Below are 17460 nucleotides of genomic sequence, written 5' to 3'. Positions count from 1 at the left end.
AATGAAAAAGTTCTCCGTTATCTGTTATCCGTTACTCGATTTATGGTTCCAGATTGACAATGTAATTTCCTAATGACAAATGACTATTGACCAATGACTAATAACCAACAACTTCGTGTTTTGTAATCAGTAACCTCAAACCTGTAATCGTGCTTTAATGACTTCAAACACATCATTCACACTCAGCCGCTTCATGCACTCCATATATTCCGTTCCCGTTCGATTACAAAAATCAAGATGGCAGGGATGACAAGGAACATCTTTCCGAAGAGCGAGGTGTGGCGATGAATACGGAAACCAGATGTTCTCTTCTCCGGGTCCGAAAATGCCGATGGTTGTTGTTCCGACAGCAACAGCGATGTGCATCGTGCCGTTATCGTTCGTGATGTAGAGATTGAGTTGTGAAAGCACAGCCGCAAGTTGCCGGAGTTGCATCGGCGGGAGAATGGAAACATTGGCGAGTGAATGTTTGGCAACATCATCACAAAGTTGTTTGTCCTTCGGTCCCTGAATGAGAACGACGTGCGCGTTGAGATGTTTGTTCAGGAGAAATGCAAGTCCGGCGAAGTTTTCTTTCAGCCAGATTTTTGAGGGCCACGTTGCTCCGGGATTGATACCGATGAGCGGTCGCTGAGATTGCTGTGAGTACGTTTCATCCGATTCAAACTGCCATGTGAGAAATCGCTTTGCTTCTTTTTTTTCGATGTCGGATAGAATAATTTCTGTTTGAACATGAGTCGGTTCAACGCCAAGCGGCTTCACATATTGATAATGAAACTCGATTGCGGTCTTTGGCTTGCCATCATCTTCGATTTGATGCGTGAATAGATTTCCCCGTCCCTGAACTTTCTTCCCGATGCGAATCGGAGAACCGCTTGCGTACATAAGCAATGCGGAACGCGGATTGGAAAACAAATCAACCACAGCGTCAAATTTTCGTTTTCGAAGTTGCAAAGCGACCTTTGCCGATTCAAGAATTGATGGATGAGTAAAGTCGTATGGAATGATTTCATTCAGATATGGATTTTGTTCAAGGAGCGAGGCGGCATGTTTCTCACCGAGATATGCAATGAACGCATCAGGATATTTTTCCCGCATAGCACGAATGATTGGCGTTGTCAACAAAACATCACCAATGAATTTCATGCGGGAGAGGAGGATACGTTTGACTTGGTTCATGGTGGGAAGAATATCGGGGTTTTAGGAGGAAGTGACAAGTTTCAATTGAATCTGACCATCATTGTGTTCACCATGAAACAAATACAAGGAGAGGTATGAGAGAGATGTTGTGAGAATGCATAACTCCGTGTCTCCGTGGTTTTTCTTTTCACCACGGAGACACAAAGAAAAAATCAGACTTTCACCAACGAATGTTTCTCAATAATATAATCCAACCACTTATTACTAATCTTCTCCATCAAACTGTTTGCTTTCAGCCGTGAGTTGAGGTTGGCGAAATCCACTTCGTCCATTTTTTGGTCTTGATTGAAGCAGGTAAAAACGAAGACCTCTTCGTTCGTGCCGGGAATGACGTGGCGTTGCAGACACTGCGCGCAAACTGCTTTCATCATACACTGCATCGGCGAATTAATCGAAGCGATTCCTTCGTGACACTCATTGAGATATGGCTTGAGACTTTCGTGACGCGCTTTCGTTACTGCTTCCATCATTCGGTCAGAGCCGATAGCAATCACTCGCGATGCTTCGTTGAGCGGAATCGGAATTTCACCAAGTTGTCCTGAAGCATACGCAATCATCGCCTGAATGATATTGCCGACAAATGATTTGTCCTGCGGTCTCTGTGCGGGAATCGGCTGACCGCTATCAACGCTGAAAATAACAACGTCGGTTGCCGCTTCAATCTCTTCCCGTTTAAAAATATCTTCTGCTTTCTTATAGCCCGCAAAGTAAATCACCTTGTTGTTCTTTTCCTTCGCCGCTTTTGCGATGGAGAACAACACGGCATTTCCCAATCCGCCGCCAAGCAATAACACCGTCGAGTTTTCTGGAACTTCCGTCGGTGCGCCGGTTGGTCCCATCACCACAACACGCTGTCCGGGTTTCAACATTCCAATCATGCGGGAACTCGCTCCCATTTCGAGCGCAATCAGCGAGAGCAATCCTTTCGCTTTATCAACCCACGCGCCGGTGAGCGCAATTCCTTCCATCATCAACAGCGTGTTTTCAATCTTCGGAGAGTCAACTTCGTAATTCTGCAAGCGGTAAAATTGTCCGGGATGAAACTTACGCGCCGCCTGCGGTGCGTGAATAATTACCTCGACAATCGTCGGCGTCAATCGGTCAACACGAACAACATGCGGTTGCAATTCGTTATCGAGTTCCTGCACGAGCGTTTCCCAATCTTCACGTTCGATTTCGCTGGCAGGATTCAGTTGTCCCTCAAACAAGCCAAGTACGCGCTTGTATCCCTGCTTCGCGGATGCCATCGCCTTCACAACATTCCCCTCAAAGTCAGGATGATTATCGCCGTAGAAACTGACAAACTTTCCTTCATGCTCATGCGAGGTGAAGAAGCCGAGTTCTTCCTCTTCCGCTTTTTGAATTTCAAACTTCCCTTCATCCTTCATCTTCACGGCGTAACTTTCGTAAAACTCATCCCACTTATCCAACTTGAACGAGCCGGGATATTCGCGTTCATACATAATGTTCGGAGAAGTTCCCGCGGCGACAAACATCGAGCGGGCAGGTACATGAAACAACTCAGCAGAAGATTTCCACTTTCCGTTCTCCTTCATCATTCGCTCGAAGACCATTTCCCTCAACGCGCCAAACTCATCCTGCACCGCTTCAACCGGACTCATATTTTCGACAAACGAAATTCCTTCCTCAAATGCTTTGATGATTTCTTCGTGATTGAGCCGGTACGCAGGCGCATCGTTCATAGACTTGCGATAGTACAAATGCACTCCGCCCCACTTCCGAATGAGCGGAATGTAGTTTGGTTGTTCGCCAGCCGACTCCGCCCGTTTCCGTTCCTGAACAATTGCCTCTGCGTGTTCAAGAAATGTTGAGAGAATGATTTTGTCTTCTTCACTGAGTGATGAATCAATCGCCGCTTTACCGGACTTCAAACATAGCTCATCATATCGCTGTTTGACTTTCATAACTTGAATCGGATAATACGCAATCAATTCCGTCGCGGTATCAATCGCTGTCAAGCCGCCACCGATAACAATTGCAGGAAGTCGAACCTGTAAATTCGCCATCGAATCCTTCTTCCCCGCGCCCGTCAATTGAAGCGCCATCAGGAAATCGCTTGCTTTCCTGATACCACGAATAAGATTGTTCTTCATCGAAACAAATGTCGGTTTGCCCGCGCCTGTTGCAAGCGAAACATGGTCGAAGCCAAGTTCCCAAATATCTTCGAGCGTCAGCGTTCCGCCGAAACGAACACCATCATATAAACGGAAATATTCGCGGCGAAGCAAATTCAAATAGATAATGCCAAGAAAGTTTTTATCCCAACGAACCGTGATGCCGTATTCCGAAACTCCGCCGAAACCAAGAAGCACACGTTCGCTTAATTTGCTGAAGAGAACAGATGCATCCTTGATTGGTTTGAACGGCGTTGTCTCATCTCCGGTGAATTCGACCGGCAACGGCTCAATCTTTAATCCGTCAATGCCGACAACACCGAATCCCTCATTCAGAAAATAATGTGAGAGCGTATATCCCGCAGGTCCCATTCCGACGACAAGAATTTTCTTCCCGTTGAACAGTTGCGCGTGCGGACGCTCGACATTAAGCGGATTCCATCTCGTCAACAACGAATAAATTTCAAATCCCCACGGCAGACTGAGAACATCTGTTAATATTCCGGTTTCAATCTGAGGAATATTCACCGGGTCTTGCTTCTGGTAAATACACGCCTTCATACAATCGTTGCAAATACGGTGACCGGTTCCGGGACACATCGGATTATCTATCGCGATGATAGCGAGCGCGCCGATGACATCGCCATGTTGTTTCAGCGCGTGCGATTCAGAAATTTTCTGGTCGAGTGGGCAACCGGCAAGCGTGTAGCCAAGCGGATTTTTTTTGTAGTCGTTGTTTTCCTGAAACCCTTTCGAGCATGAATCTTTGCTACGCTCATGACAGAAGATACAATAATCAACTTCGCTCATCACTTCGCGCGGTGAGTAGCGCGTGTCCGTCAAATCAAATCCTTCGCGCCGTCGGTAATGTTCCTCCGGTCCGAAATTCATATTTGGAACAGGGCTGTTCAACACTTTCAATTCGACGAGATGCTCGTAATCAAGCGGATGAGGTTGTTTGAATGTTACCCAATCGTTCATTGATTCAGTTTTACGATAATAATGTGCAACGAGCCACTGCTCGAACATCACCAACAACGAAGCAAGAAATTTCCTGAGCGATGCTTCATCCAATGTCATTGGAAGAATCGGTTGAATACTCTTTTCAGATTTCAGGTTTGAACAAATTGCCGTGAGCCGTTCCTTCACATCATCAGGGAAACTTGATTTACATTTAATATCCATCCGAACCAATTCCATCACAATTGCGGCGATGGCAAGTTCATCGTCATCAGAAGGGATTTCCGTGAACGCGTTCTTCAAAGATTGCACCTGAACATCAAGTGATTCAATCTCAACATTCAACGCAGCCTCTTTTGTCACTTTCTTCAGCGCACGACGTGTGAAAAACTCTTTCTTGAATGTGAAAATGATTTGTTCCCGTTCAGCCCGGATTTTGTGCGTCTTCGCTTCGGTCTCCACTCCAAACAAGTGAGCCACAAACTCACTGAGGTACGGAGCCATCTCGGTGAGACGGCTCGAAATTTGTACATCGGTTAATCCTTCGCCTTTCGTCTTTCTGTATTCATCAAATCGCTGATACACATCCAGATTTTTTGCTTTGACATCTTCAAAAAAAAGATGCGTCAGGTCGGCAAGTTTTTCCGGCTTGAAGAGGTCATGGTAGTTGAAATTCGGGAGTTTGAGTTGAAGTGTAGTTGAGTTGCTGTTTAAATTCCCCTCTTGAGAGGGGTTAGGGGTGTGTTTGTATTTGTCCATGAAATTTCTTTTTCCGTTGGTAAAAGTGCGGATGAAAATACGAATTTTTCACTGAACGGAGAAACCGTTTTTGACACAAAAAAAAACTCCGATTGAAATCAACCGGAGTTACTGTTGGAAGATATGCTTGCTACGTTACATTCTATCATCCACTAACATTCTATTGTTGAGCAACCGCATTTCTGAGCATTTCACCGCTCAACGTAACTTGCTTCACGCCGTTACCTGAAGGATGAACAATAAGCGCTTTGATGGAGGAAAGAGGAACCATCACATCTCCCTTCGTTCCCTTCATAACAAATGCAGTCATGATTGGAATTTCTCCGTTCTGAAAAAGGGAACGAAGTCTCATCCGCTCAAGGACTTCTCCTTCACGACCTGACATTTTTGTAATACTTGATAAATAAATTTCCTCTTCAGAGTTTTCATCGAACTTCACTTTCAATGAATGTTCATCAAATCCTGCATATGTTCCTTCCCATAATTTTTCTTTCGATAAAGAAGTGGCAAACCGGATTTGCTCGCCCGGAATTGGCAACAAATAGGAAGTTCCGTTTTGCTGTGTTGCTCGCACATAATATTCCTGATACTGTTCGGGAGATAATGTTGTTGTCCCGAGAAACTCACCCGAAGTAGTTTCTCCAGTATGTTGCTCAATAGTAATTTGTTCCCCTCGTTGAAGCGACGAACCGTCAATGACTTCCTTCGTTCCCCACTGGTTCGGATTACATCCGACGAACAACAAAACCAATGCAATGGCAAAAACCGTTTTCATAAATTCTTTTCCTTTCTTCGTACTATCATTTGAAAATTGTTCCACACTGAATACGGTTTGCAGAAAAAGAAAGTTACATTCATTAACATTTTTTAACATGAAAATCTGTTTTTGATTTATGCCTCAAAGTTTCTATATTTGCCCTGCCTTTCCAACAGAATATGCAGAAGTGGCGGAACTGGCAGACGCGCTGGACTCAAAATCCAGTCCGGCTTACCCCGGGTGTGGGTTCAACTCCCACCTTCTGCACCATCTTATTTCGGATTGCGAATTGTCGATTGCGGATTATGACATAGTCCATTATTCTAAATTCGATGTTGAATATTGAAAATTCATTCTCGAAAATTCTTTTCTTCTCCTTATTTGCTAATCACCAATCTCGTTCCTATTTTCTTCCAACGATTTTGGATTGAATATGCGAACAACTTTTTTACTCTTTCGTCTGTGAGAGAGTTAACCTCTCCAAGCAAAATGTAGTAATAAGTACATTAGTTCTTAAACCCAAAAGATTCTTCGCCAACCATGTCTCAAACCTTCTACAAACTCAAAGCAAAAGTATGGCAGTATGCCGGAGTTGGCGGCTGGCATTTTGTAACGTTACCGAAAAAGCAGTCGGCAGAAATAAAAGCGACTTTCGGAGATATGCAAAAACCGTGGGGTTCATTACCGGTTCTTGCTACCATCGGAAACACAAGTTGGAGAACTTCCATTTTTCCTGATAAGAAATCCGGAGCGTTCCTTCTTCCTGTGAAAGCAGAAGTGCGGAAAAAGGAAAACATCGTCGAGGGTGTGGTAATAACCATTACTCTGGAGATACGGGTATGATTCTTTCCGTCTGGATGAAAGTTCTAACGGTGTAAACAAAATGAAAACAAACAGATGGTGGCGAGGATTGCGGGGAGAGTGGTATGTCGTTGCTCAGGATATATTCGGTCTTCTCGTTTTTCTGGGACCGCGCACATTTCCGGGCTTGCCTGCGTGGAATTCTTCGGTCGCACAGGTTGCTGCAATTGCAGGAAAAATATTTGCAATAGCAGGTATGGTTTTGCTCATATGTGGAATCGTCGCTCTTGGGAAAAATATTACTCCGCTCCCGAAACCGAAAGAGAATACAACGCTGGTTGAAAAAGGTCCATATCGTTTCGTTCGTCATCCGATATACGGAGGATTGTTCTTGCTCACCATCGGCTACGCGTTGATTGTTCACGGATGGCTGACGTTGCTCTACTCATCGTTCCTCTTCATCTGCTTTGACCTCAAATCACGCAAGGAAGAAGAATTCCTCTTGAAGCAATTCCCGGATTATGCAAGGTACAAACTGCGGGTGTCCAAATTCATACCGTTCATTTACTGAGTGGATATCCAGATTTCCCCGAATCATTGCGGATTGCCAATTGCGGATTATTGAAATAGTTTTTCATTATACATTCGATATTGGATATTCAACATTCTTTCTTTGACATCCTTTCCCCCTCTCTATTTGCTATTCACCAATCTCGTTCCTATTTTCTTCCGACTATTTCGGAATGAACATGCGAACACTATCTCTTTCACTCATCTTCCTCCTCTTCATCTGCACCACATTCGGGCAGATAACATCGAGCATTTATTTTCTTGACCGATTCAACACATACAAAAACGGGTCGGACGGAACTCCCATTTGGAGTCCGGTCAAAGGTTCATGGCAAGTCATTAACGAATCGTATTTTCAAAAAGCATCAGACTACGACTGCGCGAGCATGTACAATGTATTCCTCAACGAATCATTCGAGATTGAAGTAACATTCAAACACATCAAAGGAGATGTTGGAGCGGGCTTGATGTTCTCTTCATATCAACGGACAAGCACACAGTACGCGCAGATGATTCGCTTCGATGGGAAGTCGGTGTTTCTGCTTGGATATTTTTCTGGCGGCGAATTCACCGCAACATCTTCCGTGAAAGTTGATTCGTTCGATGTCAACATCGTCCATACGCTTCATCTGAAAGTGGACAGGGAGAACGATGTGTACTCGGTAAAACTCGATGGTAAGTTCTTGAAAACGAACGAGCCGCTCGTCTATCGTTCCGGTTACTGCGGCTTGCAGAGTTCTGCCGGAGAAGTGCAGTTCACAAAGTTTCGGTTGTCCCGTGTCGAGCCGGGTGTTCGTCCATTTGATTTAACATGGACGAAGAAATTTGCCATCACGCCAAATCGTCAGTTCATCGTTCCCGATGAAGTGAACGGTATCGTCAGGGTTCTTTCTGCGGACAGCAATACATCCACTATCATCGGTTCGCCTGCCTCCTCGAACGGACAATTTCATCAGCCCGTCGCCGTTGCATTGTTAGATAAGGAAACCTTCGTCGTAGCAGACAAAGGTTCAGGCAAACTTCATCTCTTCACGTTCGATGGCGCATGGAAAGTCGCAACGGGATGGAAAGGAAAAGACCGCGGCACGTTCGATGGATTGGTTTCTGTAGCGATAAACAATCAACGGCAAATTTTCACTCTTGAAGAAACCAATCATCGTGTACAAGTTTTTGATGAAAGTCTGAAGGTTCTCACTGAGTTCGGTGCAGACAAACTCAGGAAACCGCTCGACCTCGCTATTGAAGGGAACATGGTCTATGTTGTCAATACGGGATTGAGTCAGGTGGAGAAATTTTCCTGGGACGGAACAAAAGCGACATGGAAAGGATTTTTCAGTTACGGCGGCGGCGAAGGTCGCGGCATCGCTGTGCGAAAAGGAAATGTCTATCTCAGCGTCGTCAATCAAATCAAACACTATGATACGAGCGGAACATTGCTCAATACATTCTCCGGACGGGCAATCAACTTTCTGACACCGTGGGGAATTGTTGTTGATACTTCCGGCAATGTCTATACTTCCGATTTTACCGGAGGCAGAATTGTTCAGATGGCTCCGTCAATTTCCGACATCACGCCGCAAGTCAGTTTCAAAGATAATTCAACTGCAATTATTGAATGGACGACTCAACAGAAAACTCTCGGACAGGTCTTGCTCACGCTCGGCGAAGATACCATTGGAACGTTCAAAGAACAGAAGCCAGCAACATCACACAAAATTACCATCAACAAACTGAACGCGGCGACGACGTATCGTTACCATATTTCACCCGCAAACTGGATGATGCCACTCCGCTCTAAGTTTTCCCGGTTCTTCCCGCTCCGAACTTCTGCCGCTCCAACGACGAAACAGTTTGCCAAACTTCCGATGGTGACTCTTATTTTCACAAACGTCACGGATGAGAAACTCCTGCAACAAGGAGACAACGCTGTTCCTCAATTGCCCGCGCAGGAAGTCGAGCGCATCAAACAACAAATTGATGATGGCATTAAGTTTTATTGGATTCATTCACGTTTCAACTTTTTTCTTGAGAATGAATTCGTCGTTGTGAACATTCCGTTCAAGCGGAATCAACTCTACGGAACTGAATGGTGGTACCCTCCGATTGATTCGATGCTCGAAACAGTTCTAAAACAAAACGGAAAGGAGATTAAAAACTATTCAGCAGTTCTCTATCTTACTTGCACACAGCAGTTCGATACGACATTGAAAAAATATATGCTTGCCGGAAAAGGAGGCGCGTTCACGAACGGTGTCGGAACAGGAAAAGGATATGGCATCTCATGGTGGGACGTGACGAAAGCAAATCACAACGCGGGAAACAACTGGCTGATGGTTCACGAATACAATCATCAACTTGATGATATTTTTATGATGAGCGGTTATCCTGAATACTGGTTCAACCACATCTCGCCGACGATTGGAACTGCGGCAGACTTCGGCGAACACTTCGACGCAAACCGGCACATTCTCAACATCGTGCCGGATGAAGAATGGCTCGATTTGAAATTCACTTCGATTGATACGACAACCGATAGCGATGGAATTCCCGACAACGCTCCGCATCTGCCGCTCGACGAATTCCGTCTCGGAAGCGACCCGACAAAATTGGATACCGACGGCGACGGCGTTTCTGATTTGAATGAAACATCGTTTTCGAACTGGTTGACGGAAGGTTGGGGAGAAACAATGGCGGGCACTCCGCGCTTCCCGAATCTCAATCATAAAGATACGGATGGTGATACTATAACGGACAACCTTGACCCGTATCCCTGTATGAACATCAAGCCGGAAATTACAAACGGTGAAGTGAAACACTTTGCTTCGATTGAAGATAATAAAATTCGGGCGACGGTTCTTGCTTCGTGGGATTCATCTTCATTGAAGTTCACTGTTGAAACCGACAAATCTGTCCCCATGAAACTTATGCTTGATGCAGATACGGATGGTTGGTTTTTTGGGAGAGATAATTTCCTCATCAATTTCACGCCGAAAAATGATGGAACGCTTGAATCCAAACTGCAAATCTTCAACACAACCGACCCGTCTCAGTGGCCCTTCATGGATGCTGAACTTGCAAAAACGTATTCTGTGAAAACGTCATTGCAAAAAATAGGAGATGGTTATCGGTACGAAATCGAATTACCCCGAAACGAAAATTTCGGACTCGATTATTCATTGAACAAAAAAATCGGAATCCTCATCGGCTTCCTCGTCCCGTTCGATGAAGATGGGAACAAACGGTATGTCACTATCTTCGAGCAGAACAGATTTTTTGATGTGACGTTGAGATAATCCGGATAACCTCAAACAAAACCTCGTCATGATGAGCGTAGTCGAAGCATGAATGCGATCCGACTTGAGCCTTCGACTTCGCTCAGGCTGACGTTCAACAGATTTATTACATCCCCGCGTTCTTATCATCCTGTATGATACCGAAAATATTTCCTTCGGTATCTTTATTAGTGATTTCAGATATGTGAGTATAACACTCACGGATACGAAACAAACTGACGAAAGTTTTTCGTATAATTGTCACTCATTTTATTGTATGAAAACATCAAAAATGCTCAACCTGATAGCTGATGAAAGAAACTCAACCACGCGTTAAAATCTGTTGTATCTCCACCATTGATGAAGCGCAACTTGCCATTCGCTACGGCGCCTCAGCGCTTGGGCTTGTTTCCGAAATGCCGAGCGGTCCCGGTCCGATTTCCGAATCCCTTATCACAGAAATCGCGGCGACTGTTCCGCCTGGTGTTGCTACGTTTCTCCTCACGTGCAAGCAAACTCCCGAAGAAGTCATTGCTCAACAACGACGAACGAAAGTGAATACAATTCAACTTGTTGACACTTTTCCGATTGATGGATATTCAAAACTACATCAAGCAATGCCCGGCATTCGCATTGTGCAGGTGATTCATGTGCAAAGTGAATCATCAATCGAAGAAGCACAAGCAATCGCACCGCTTGTTGACGCGTTGCTTCTTGATTCAGGAAATCCATCACTTACAGTAAAAGAACTCGGCGGGACAGGACGAGTTCACGACTGGAACATCAGTCGAAAAATCCGGGAGACAGTTTCAGTTCCGATATTTCTTGCCGGAGGATTGAAGCCTGAAAATGTCCGGGAAGCAATTCAACAAGTACAGCCGTTTGGCGTTGATATATGTAGTGGAGTAAGAACGAACGGAACGCTTGACGAAATTAAACTCAGACAATTTTTCGAAATGGTAAACACTTTTTCAACACAGTAACCTCAAACCTCAAACCTCAAACCTCCAACCACGAACCGCCAACTCTACGAGCCGTAGACAGTCAACCATTTTTTCGAGACTCACTCAAATTGATTATCTTCATTCAAAATAAGTTAGAAAGTTAATGCAAGAACGAATTATTAAAGTAGGCCACAGCCCTGACCCCGACGACGCCTTCATGTTTTATGGATTGGCAAGCGGCAAGGTGAAACTCGATGGAATCATCATCGAACATTTGCTGGAAGATATTCAAACATTAAATGAACGGGCGATGCAAACAGGAAAATTTCAGAGCGTTCCCCCACTTGAAGTTACCGCAATCTCCGCACACTCATATCCGTATGTTGCTGATAAGTATTGGATTATGAGAACCGGCGCAAGTATGGGCGAAGGATACGGACCTGTCATTATTTCAAGAAAATATAAATCTCTTGATGAGTTGAAAGGAAAAACTGTTGGCACTCCCGGACCGCTTACAACGGCTACATTGCTTTTTAAAATCTTCACCGACGGGATAACAAATGTTGACATGCCGTTCGATGCAATCATGCAGGCGGTTGATGACGGAACAGTTGATGCCGGGTTGTTGATTCACGAAGGACAAATTACGTATCAATCGCTTGGTTACAATAAGATTTTAGATTTCGGTGAGTTGTGGGAGAAACAAACCTACGGTCTTCCGCTTCCGCTTGGGCTTGATGTCGTGCGAAAAGATTTGGGAGAAGAGTTGGCAAGAAAACTTTCACTCGGTCTGAAAGAAAGCATCGCGTATGGTTACGCGCATCAGGATGAAGCAATCCCCTACGCTATGCAATGGGGACGCGGGATTGATTACTCGCTCGGAGAAAAGTTTGTGAAGATGTACGTGAGCGAGTTGACAATTGATATGGGTGAGAAGGGAAAGCGAGCGTTGGAGTTGTTGTTTGAGAAAGCATTGGAGAAAAATCTGATTCCACAATTACCCGATTTCATACTAATATAAGTTCACTGATAGCATTGAAAAACACAAAACATTATTTCTGAAAAAGAATTATTTTATGCCAACTCATCCAGAACGCGATTACATCCTCGGCACACACGACGAAGAAATTGAACGGCTCGGCTTACAGCATAGAGTCTGGCGACCGAAGATGCTTGAGTGCTGGCGCAAGGCAGGCATCACGACGGGTTCGCGTGTTATGGATGTCGGAGCCGGTCCGGGCTACGCAACAATTGACCTTGCGGAAATTGTCGGACCAATGGGACAGGTTTTTGCTCTCGAACGGTCGGAACGATTTGTTCAATTTACTGAAGCACAATGCAAGTTGCGCGGACTTACAAACGTACAACTCCTCAACCTTGATTTGATGTTGGACTCGTTCAGCGATATTACAGAACTTGATGCAACATGGTGTCGTTGGGTTGCGGCGTTTGTCTCCTCTCCTTCAAAGTTGGTTGCTTCTCTCGCCCACGTGCTGAAACCCGGCGGCGTTGCCATCTTTCACGAATACATTGATTACCGAACATACCGTCTTGCGCCACGTAAACCTGCTATTGAATCATTCGTTCATGAAGTCATGAAAAATTGGCGCGAATCAGGAGGTGAACCGGACATTGCATTGGAACTTCCGCACATGTTGCACAACGCAGGCTTTGCCGTGCGCCAAACAACTCCGATTATTTTTACCATCCCGCGAAATAATTTTATCTGGCAGTGGCCCTCTTCATTTATTGAAACTCACCTTCAGCGACTGCTTGAACTCGGCAAAGTTGATGAGATGTGGGTAGATTCTGTTCGCAGAGAACTTCGCGAGGCAGAAGCTGACCCGTCTTCATTGATGATAACGCCTCTTGTGCTAGAAATTGTCGCTGAGAAGATAGGCTAAAAAAATGTTTGAACATCGCACTGAACCGCTTCTCCCTAAACGCCAATTCAAACAACGAATACAAGGACATGCTATCTTTAGCCTGCTCCTGTTATTAAGTTCACTTCTTTTAGGAGTGTTCGGCTTCCATTGGCTTGCCGAACAAGCGTGGGATGATGCTCTCCTGAATTCTGCTATGTTATTGGGAGGAATGGGTCTGGTAGGAGAAATTCACAACTTGGCGGGAAAACTGTTTGCAACATTTTTCGCGTTGTTTGCCGGTATTGTTTTTCTTGCTTCATTCACTATTCTTTTAGTTCCTGTCTTCCATCGGTTCCTCCACAAATTTCATTTGGAAGAACAACACCGAAAAAACGGATAAACTGTTCCGCTATTTTCTCATCCTGATTCCAACCGACATTCCCCACTCATCTAACTCATGATAGGTTCCGTATCGTCCGGTAACAAAAAGATAATTGTTATTTGAAAGAGGAAATTCCGGTTGAAGAATAACGCCCCAGTTGAAATACGGCAACGCGTTCGCACCGACATACACTTTGGAAAACGGCTCGCCGGGAGCGAACTCAACGCCGGTGTGAAAAAATCCTTTGCCTGAAAATGCGGGCGCGCTGTTCAGCCAACCAATTTGAACATTTAATTCGTCACGGTTACCGATACGCATTCCGGTTGTACCAATGGAAAACGGTTTCCAATCTAACGCAACATCGGGATAGAGAATAGGAGCAAGGACTTGTTCATCGTCTTCAGAAAAATCTGCAACGCCAAACATTCCACCGACACGGAACGGTCCATCGAATTTATACGAGCCGCTGACTCCGATGTCCACAAAATTTTTCTCGTGTGTGCCATGGCAATCTTCATAAACAAAATGTCCGCCTCCAAGACCGACGGATATATCACTGAAGGAGGAATCAGTTGGAGAGAATCCGACAAAGTAAGGAGCGAGCACCAAAAAGGAAATCCACCAAGGAAAGTTGGATTTTTTTATTTGATATTTCATAACAGAAATCCTTATGAAAAAATAATTCAGAAATCAGCAATCATAAATCGTCAATCATTTCACGCCGCTTCCTTCTTCTCATACACCTTCAACGTCTCATACAATGTCGTTCTCTGCACCGGCGTGAATCCTGCATCACGGATCATTTGTATCACTTCGTCCACATTTGTTTTGTTGATGAAGTTCGCTTCGGCGTGAACATTCTCCTCGAACAGCGTTCCACCAAAATCATCTGCGCCGAAGTGGAGAGCGATTTGTCCCGTCTTCTTTCCTTCCGAAAACCACGACGCCTGAATGTGAGCGAAGTTATCGAGATAAATCCGGGAGAAGGCGAGCATCTGCAAATAACGAGTCGGTGTTGCGTAGTGCGGAATGATTTTTTCCAGCGGCGTATTTCCCGGCTTGAAACTCCACGGGACAAACGCCGTGAACCCATGATACTCATCCTGCAATTGCCTGATGCTTTCTAGATGCGTGATGATGTCATCATCGTTTTCCAAATGTCCGTACATCATCGTCGCCGTTGATTTGAACCCGACTTTGTGCGCTTCACGCATCACGTTCAACCAATCTGAGCTCGTTCCTTTCAGATGAGAAATTTTCTTCTTCACTCTGTCGGAAAGAATCTCCGCACCGCCGCCGGGAATCGTTCGCTGTCCTGCATCCCAAAGTTTTTGTAACACCTCCTGAACCGTGAGGCCTGAAACTTCAGACATCCCAAGTATTTCTGACGTCGAATAAAAATGCGGAGTAACTTCAGGTACCTCCTTCACCGTTCGTTCCACCATCTTGATGTAATATTCAAACGGAAGCGCCGGATTGACTCCGCCTTGCAGCAAAATTGTTGTTACGCCTTGTGCCGCCGCTCGCTTGAAATTCTCAATCATTTGGTCAACGGAGTAAGTGTACTCTCCCTTCTCTCCGGCATGACGATAGAACGCGCAAAAGATGCAATCAATGTTGCAGATGTTCGTGTAGTTCGGGTTCGTATCAATCACGAATGTAACCTGCGGCTTTGGATTTTTCCTGAAACGAATTTCGTTCGCAAGCCCGCCGAGGTCAAGCAGTTCGGCATTCTTCAGAAGGAAGAGTCCTTCTTCGGAGGTGAGACGTTGTTGGATTTGTGTTTTTTGATAGATAGATGATAATGTCATTTTAAGAACTCTTTATACCATAACTAACCGCGGATGACACGGAAGAAGCACTGATGTTCACTGATAACATATCTGTGAAAATCCGTGTAAATATCTGTGTCATCCGTGGTAAATATATTAATAGCAATTTATTTCACTTTCTCGAATTGTACTTCTCCCACCAAACTCCGGAACTCCATCATCGCTTCCATCTCCCGCTCGCCGAGATGGAAGTTGAATCCTTCGAGATATTCGCGTGTTTCCTGCTCGCTCCAGCCGATTTCTTTTCCATGCAATCTCGCGTCCGCAACGAAATCAATTTCAGATTTCTCAAGTGACTGGGTGATAATTTCTTTCAGTTCGTTCTTCACTGATTCATCAAGTGATTTCTTCATCGCCCAGACTGCAAACACGAACGGCATCTTTTTCCAGTCGTACCATTCTTTTGCCAAATCATATACAAGTTCGAAGCCGTGCAAACCGGATTTGTTCCGCTTCATTGCTTCATCGCCGATAAGAAGAACTGCATCATACGCTGAGACGTCGTTCACTCCGGCGTGAAGCCGCTCGAACTTTGCACGCACGTTGTATTTCTTTTCCAGCAACACACGGAGCAGATGCACAGACGTTGCCGTGTCATCGGTGATACCGATTTTCTTTCCGTTCAAATCTCCCCACCCTTCTTTGGAAAACAACATAACGCTTTTCACCTGATCACGCGAAGCAAGGCACCAACCCATCAACTCCATGTCTTGCTCTTGCTTGAAATAATCCATCAGAGAAAAAAGTCCGGCGTCAATTTGTCGTTTCTCGCTGAGAACTCCCATGCGGCGCGGCGCAACAGGAAGAATTCTGAACTGCCGCTTCTCGAAATGCGCGTAGAACGGAATTGAATTCAGGTACGGAATCTTTCCGACGACATGGTCGGCATAAACATTGAGCGGATTGTAATATACGTCCCGCTCCACCGGAATCTTTCCGGCATCTTTGATAATTTTGATGATGTGTTCTTTCGTCAGTTGCATCGGAGAAATTGCGCCGGCATCGTGAGCAATACGTTCATGTCCGACTGTTCCGTCCATATCATCCGCTCCGAAGTTGAGCGCAACCGATGCGACTTCTTCCGTGAGCATCACCCAGTATGCTTTGATGTGCGGGAAGTTATCGAGCATGAGCCGCGAGATGGCAATCGTTTTCAAATCGTCAATTGCGGAAGTGAATTGATTGGTGGGTTTGATGCCTGTGTCGCCGGGCTGAAACGCAAGCGGAATGAACGTAAGGAATCCACCTGTCTCATCCTGCGCTTCGCGAAGTTTGAGCATGTGAATGAGCCGCTCTTCAATCGTCTCGATATGACCGTAGAGCATCGTTGCGTTGGTGGGAATTCCCATTTTGTGCGCTGTCTTGTGAATGTTGAGCCAAACATGACCACCAATCTTTTGATTGAACAACAACCGCCGCACACGCTCGGAGAAAATCTCCGCTCCGCCGCCGGGCATTGTCCGCAAACCTGCTTCTTTCAGTTGACGCAACACTTCCTCAATCGGTAATTTGAATTTCTTGTGAAAGAAATCTATCTCGACTGCGGTGTACGCTTTCGCATCTGCATTCGGAAACTTCTCGTGAATTGAGCGGACGATATCAAGGTAACGTTCCCACTTCCAGTCAGCAGGCATTCCGCCGGTGATGTGGACTTCCGTAATTTCGGGAGTAATCTTGGAGAGAATTTCTTCCGTCGTCATCTCGTACGCGTCGGCATCTCCCTTCTTCACGGCGAAGTCACAGAACTTGCACGAGAGAACACAAATATTTGTATGTTCGATTTTCTGATTCAGCACGAAATAGACAGCATCGCCGCTCTTTCGTTGCTGAGCATAGTTCGCCATCTTCCCAAGCGAAATGATGTCGTTGGTGTTGTAGAGTGTCAGTCCATCTTCGAGGGAGAGACGTTCTCCGGATTGGATTTTTTGGAAGATGGGGATTAAGGATTTTTCGCGGAAGTTGAGAGTCATAATATTCTAATTC

The 17460-nt window shown here is 45.2% G+C and carries 13 protein-coding genes and 1 tRNA gene; 8 read left to right on the top strand and 6 right to left on the bottom strand.

The features are described from left to right. Window positions 1-135 precede the first annotated feature (135 nt). The 3 genes from HY960_05440 to HY960_05430 form a co-directional block, all read right to left on the bottom strand. Window positions 136-1179, bottom strand: a complete 1044-nt coding sequence (locus HY960_05440; protein MBI5215176.1) for a glycosyltransferase family 9 protein — start codon at window positions 1177-1179, stop codon at window positions 136-138. Window positions 1180-1352: 173 nt separating this feature from the next. Beyond that, complete coding sequence (locus HY960_05435) at window positions 1353-5054, bottom strand: pyridine nucleotide-disulfide oxidoreductase (GenBank protein MBI5215175.1); 3702 nt, start codon at window positions 5052-5054, stop codon at window positions 1353-1355. Between the two features lie 160 nt (window positions 5055-5214). Further along, window positions 5215-5829, bottom strand: a complete 615-nt coding sequence (locus HY960_05430) for a hypothetical protein (protein MBI5215174.1) — start codon at window positions 5827-5829, stop codon at window positions 5215-5217. Between the two features lie 163 nt (window positions 5830-5992). Between HY960_05430 and HY960_05425 the strand changes: the two genes are divergently transcribed. The 8 genes from HY960_05425 (at window position 5993) to HY960_05390 (ending at window position 13663) form a co-directional block, all read left to right on the top strand. Then, window positions 5993-6081 (top strand) — tRNA-Leu (locus HY960_05425). Between the two features lie 270 nt (window positions 6082-6351). Continuing rightward, entirely contained in the window at window positions 6352-6654 is a 303-nt protein-coding gene (locus tag HY960_05420; GenBank protein MBI5215173.1) for a DUF1905 domain-containing protein, read from the top strand. Window positions 6655-6694: 40 nt separating this feature from the next. Then, window positions 6695-7183: an isoprenylcysteine carboxylmethyltransferase family protein gene (locus HY960_05415; protein MBI5215172.1), complete on the top strand. Its 489-nt coding sequence runs from the start codon at window positions 6695-6697 to the stop codon at window positions 7181-7183. 178 nt (window positions 7184-7361) lie between these two features. Then, window positions 7362-10475, top strand: a complete 3114-nt coding sequence (locus HY960_05410; protein ID MBI5215171.1) for an NHL repeat-containing protein — start codon at window positions 7362-7364, stop codon at window positions 10473-10475. Window positions 10476-10765: 290 nt separating this feature from the next. Then, the gene (locus tag HY960_05405; GenBank protein ID MBI5215170.1) at window positions 10766-11437 is read left to right on the top strand and encodes a phosphoribosylanthranilate isomerase; all 672 of its coding nucleotides are present in this window, start codon (window positions 10766-10768) and stop codon (window positions 11435-11437) included. Window positions 11438-11561: 124 nt separating this feature from the next. Next, window positions 11562-12419 (top strand): ABC transporter substrate-binding protein, encoded by an 858-nt coding sequence (locus tag HY960_05400; protein MBI5215169.1) that lies wholly within the window; start codon window positions 11562-11564, stop codon window positions 12417-12419. Between the two features lie 55 nt (window positions 12420-12474). After that, window positions 12475-13302, top strand: coding sequence for a methyltransferase domain-containing protein (locus HY960_05395; GenBank protein MBI5215168.1), 828 nt, complete (start codon window positions 12475-12477; stop codon window positions 13300-13302). Between the two features lie 4 nt (window positions 13303-13306). Further along, window positions 13307-13663 (top strand): hypothetical protein, encoded by a 357-nt coding sequence (locus tag HY960_05390; protein ID MBI5215167.1) that lies wholly within the window; start codon window positions 13307-13309, stop codon window positions 13661-13663. A gap of 9 nt (window positions 13664-13672) precedes the next feature. Here HY960_05390 and HY960_05385 read toward each other — a convergent pair whose 3' ends face one another. The 3 genes from HY960_05385 to mqnE form a co-directional block, all read right to left on the bottom strand. Continuing rightward, window positions 13673-14302 carry a hypothetical protein gene (locus HY960_05385; GenBank protein MBI5215166.1) on the bottom strand — a complete coding sequence of 210 codons (630 nt, stop codon included), beginning with the start codon at window positions 14300-14302 and terminating at the stop codon, window positions 13673-13675. A 59-nt stretch (window positions 14303-14361) separates the two neighbouring features. Continuing rightward, the gene (gene mqnC / locus HY960_05380; protein ID MBI5215165.1) at window positions 14362-15456 is read right to left on the bottom strand and encodes a dehypoxanthine futalosine cyclase; all 1095 of its coding nucleotides are present in this window, start codon (window positions 15454-15456) and stop codon (window positions 14362-14364) included. A gap of 128 nt (window positions 15457-15584) precedes the next feature. Continuing rightward, on the bottom strand, window positions 15585-17447 hold the full coding sequence (gene mqnE, locus HY960_05375) for an aminofutalosine synthase MqnE (GenBank protein MBI5215164.1): 1863 nt from the start codon (window positions 17445-17447) through the stop codon (window positions 15585-15587). Window positions 17448-17460: the final 13 nt, after the last annotated feature.

This window comes from Ignavibacteriota bacterium (assembly GCA_016212665.1).
In the GTDB taxonomy this organism is placed as follows: Bacteria; Bacteroidota; Ignavibacteria; order UBA10030; family SZUA-254; genus FW602-bin19.
The sequence above is the reverse complement of the archived record's forward strand: the minus strand, read 5'-3'. Positions and strand labels throughout refer to the sequence as shown.

Coding starts and splice junctions, on each gene's coding strand:
- HY960_05440 (MBI5215176.1), bottom strand. CDS start 1,179: ATGAACCAAGTCAAACGTATCCTCCTCTCCCGCATGAAATTCATTGGT.
- HY960_05435 (MBI5215175.1), bottom strand. CDS start 5,054: ATGGACAAATACAAACACACCCCTAACCCCTCTCAAGAGGGGAATTTA.
- HY960_05430 (MBI5215174.1), bottom strand. CDS start 5,829: ATGAAAACGGTTTTTGCCATTGCATTGGTTTTGTTGTTCGTCGGATGT.
- HY960_05420 (MBI5215173.1), top strand. CDS start 6,352: ATGTCTCAAACCTTCTACAAACTCAAAGCAAAAGTATGGCAGTATGCC.
- HY960_05415 (MBI5215172.1), top strand. CDS start 6,695: ATGAAAACAAACAGATGGTGGCGAGGATTGCGGGGAGAGTGGTATGTC.
- HY960_05410 (MBI5215171.1), top strand. CDS start 7,362: ATGCGAACACTATCTCTTTCACTCATCTTCCTCCTCTTCATCTGCACC.
- HY960_05405 (MBI5215170.1), top strand. CDS start 10,766: ATGAAAGAAACTCAACCACGCGTTAAAATCTGTTGTATCTCCACCATT.
- HY960_05400 (MBI5215169.1), top strand. CDS start 11,562: ATGCAAGAACGAATTATTAAAGTAGGCCACAGCCCTGACCCCGACGAC.
- HY960_05395 (MBI5215168.1), top strand. CDS start 12,475: ATGCCAACTCATCCAGAACGCGATTACATCCTCGGCACACACGACGAA.
- HY960_05390 (MBI5215167.1), top strand. CDS start 13,307: ATGTTTGAACATCGCACTGAACCGCTTCTCCCTAAACGCCAATTCAAA.
- HY960_05385 (MBI5215166.1), bottom strand. CDS start 14,302: ATGAAATATCAAATAAAAAAATCCAACTTTCCTTGGTGGATTTCCTTT.
- mqnC (MBI5215165.1), bottom strand. CDS start 15,456: ATGACATTATCATCTATCTATCAAAAAACACAAATCCAACAACGTCTC.
- mqnE (MBI5215164.1), bottom strand. CDS start 17,447: ATGACTCTCAACTTCCGCGAAAAATCCTTAATCCCCATCTTCCAAAAA.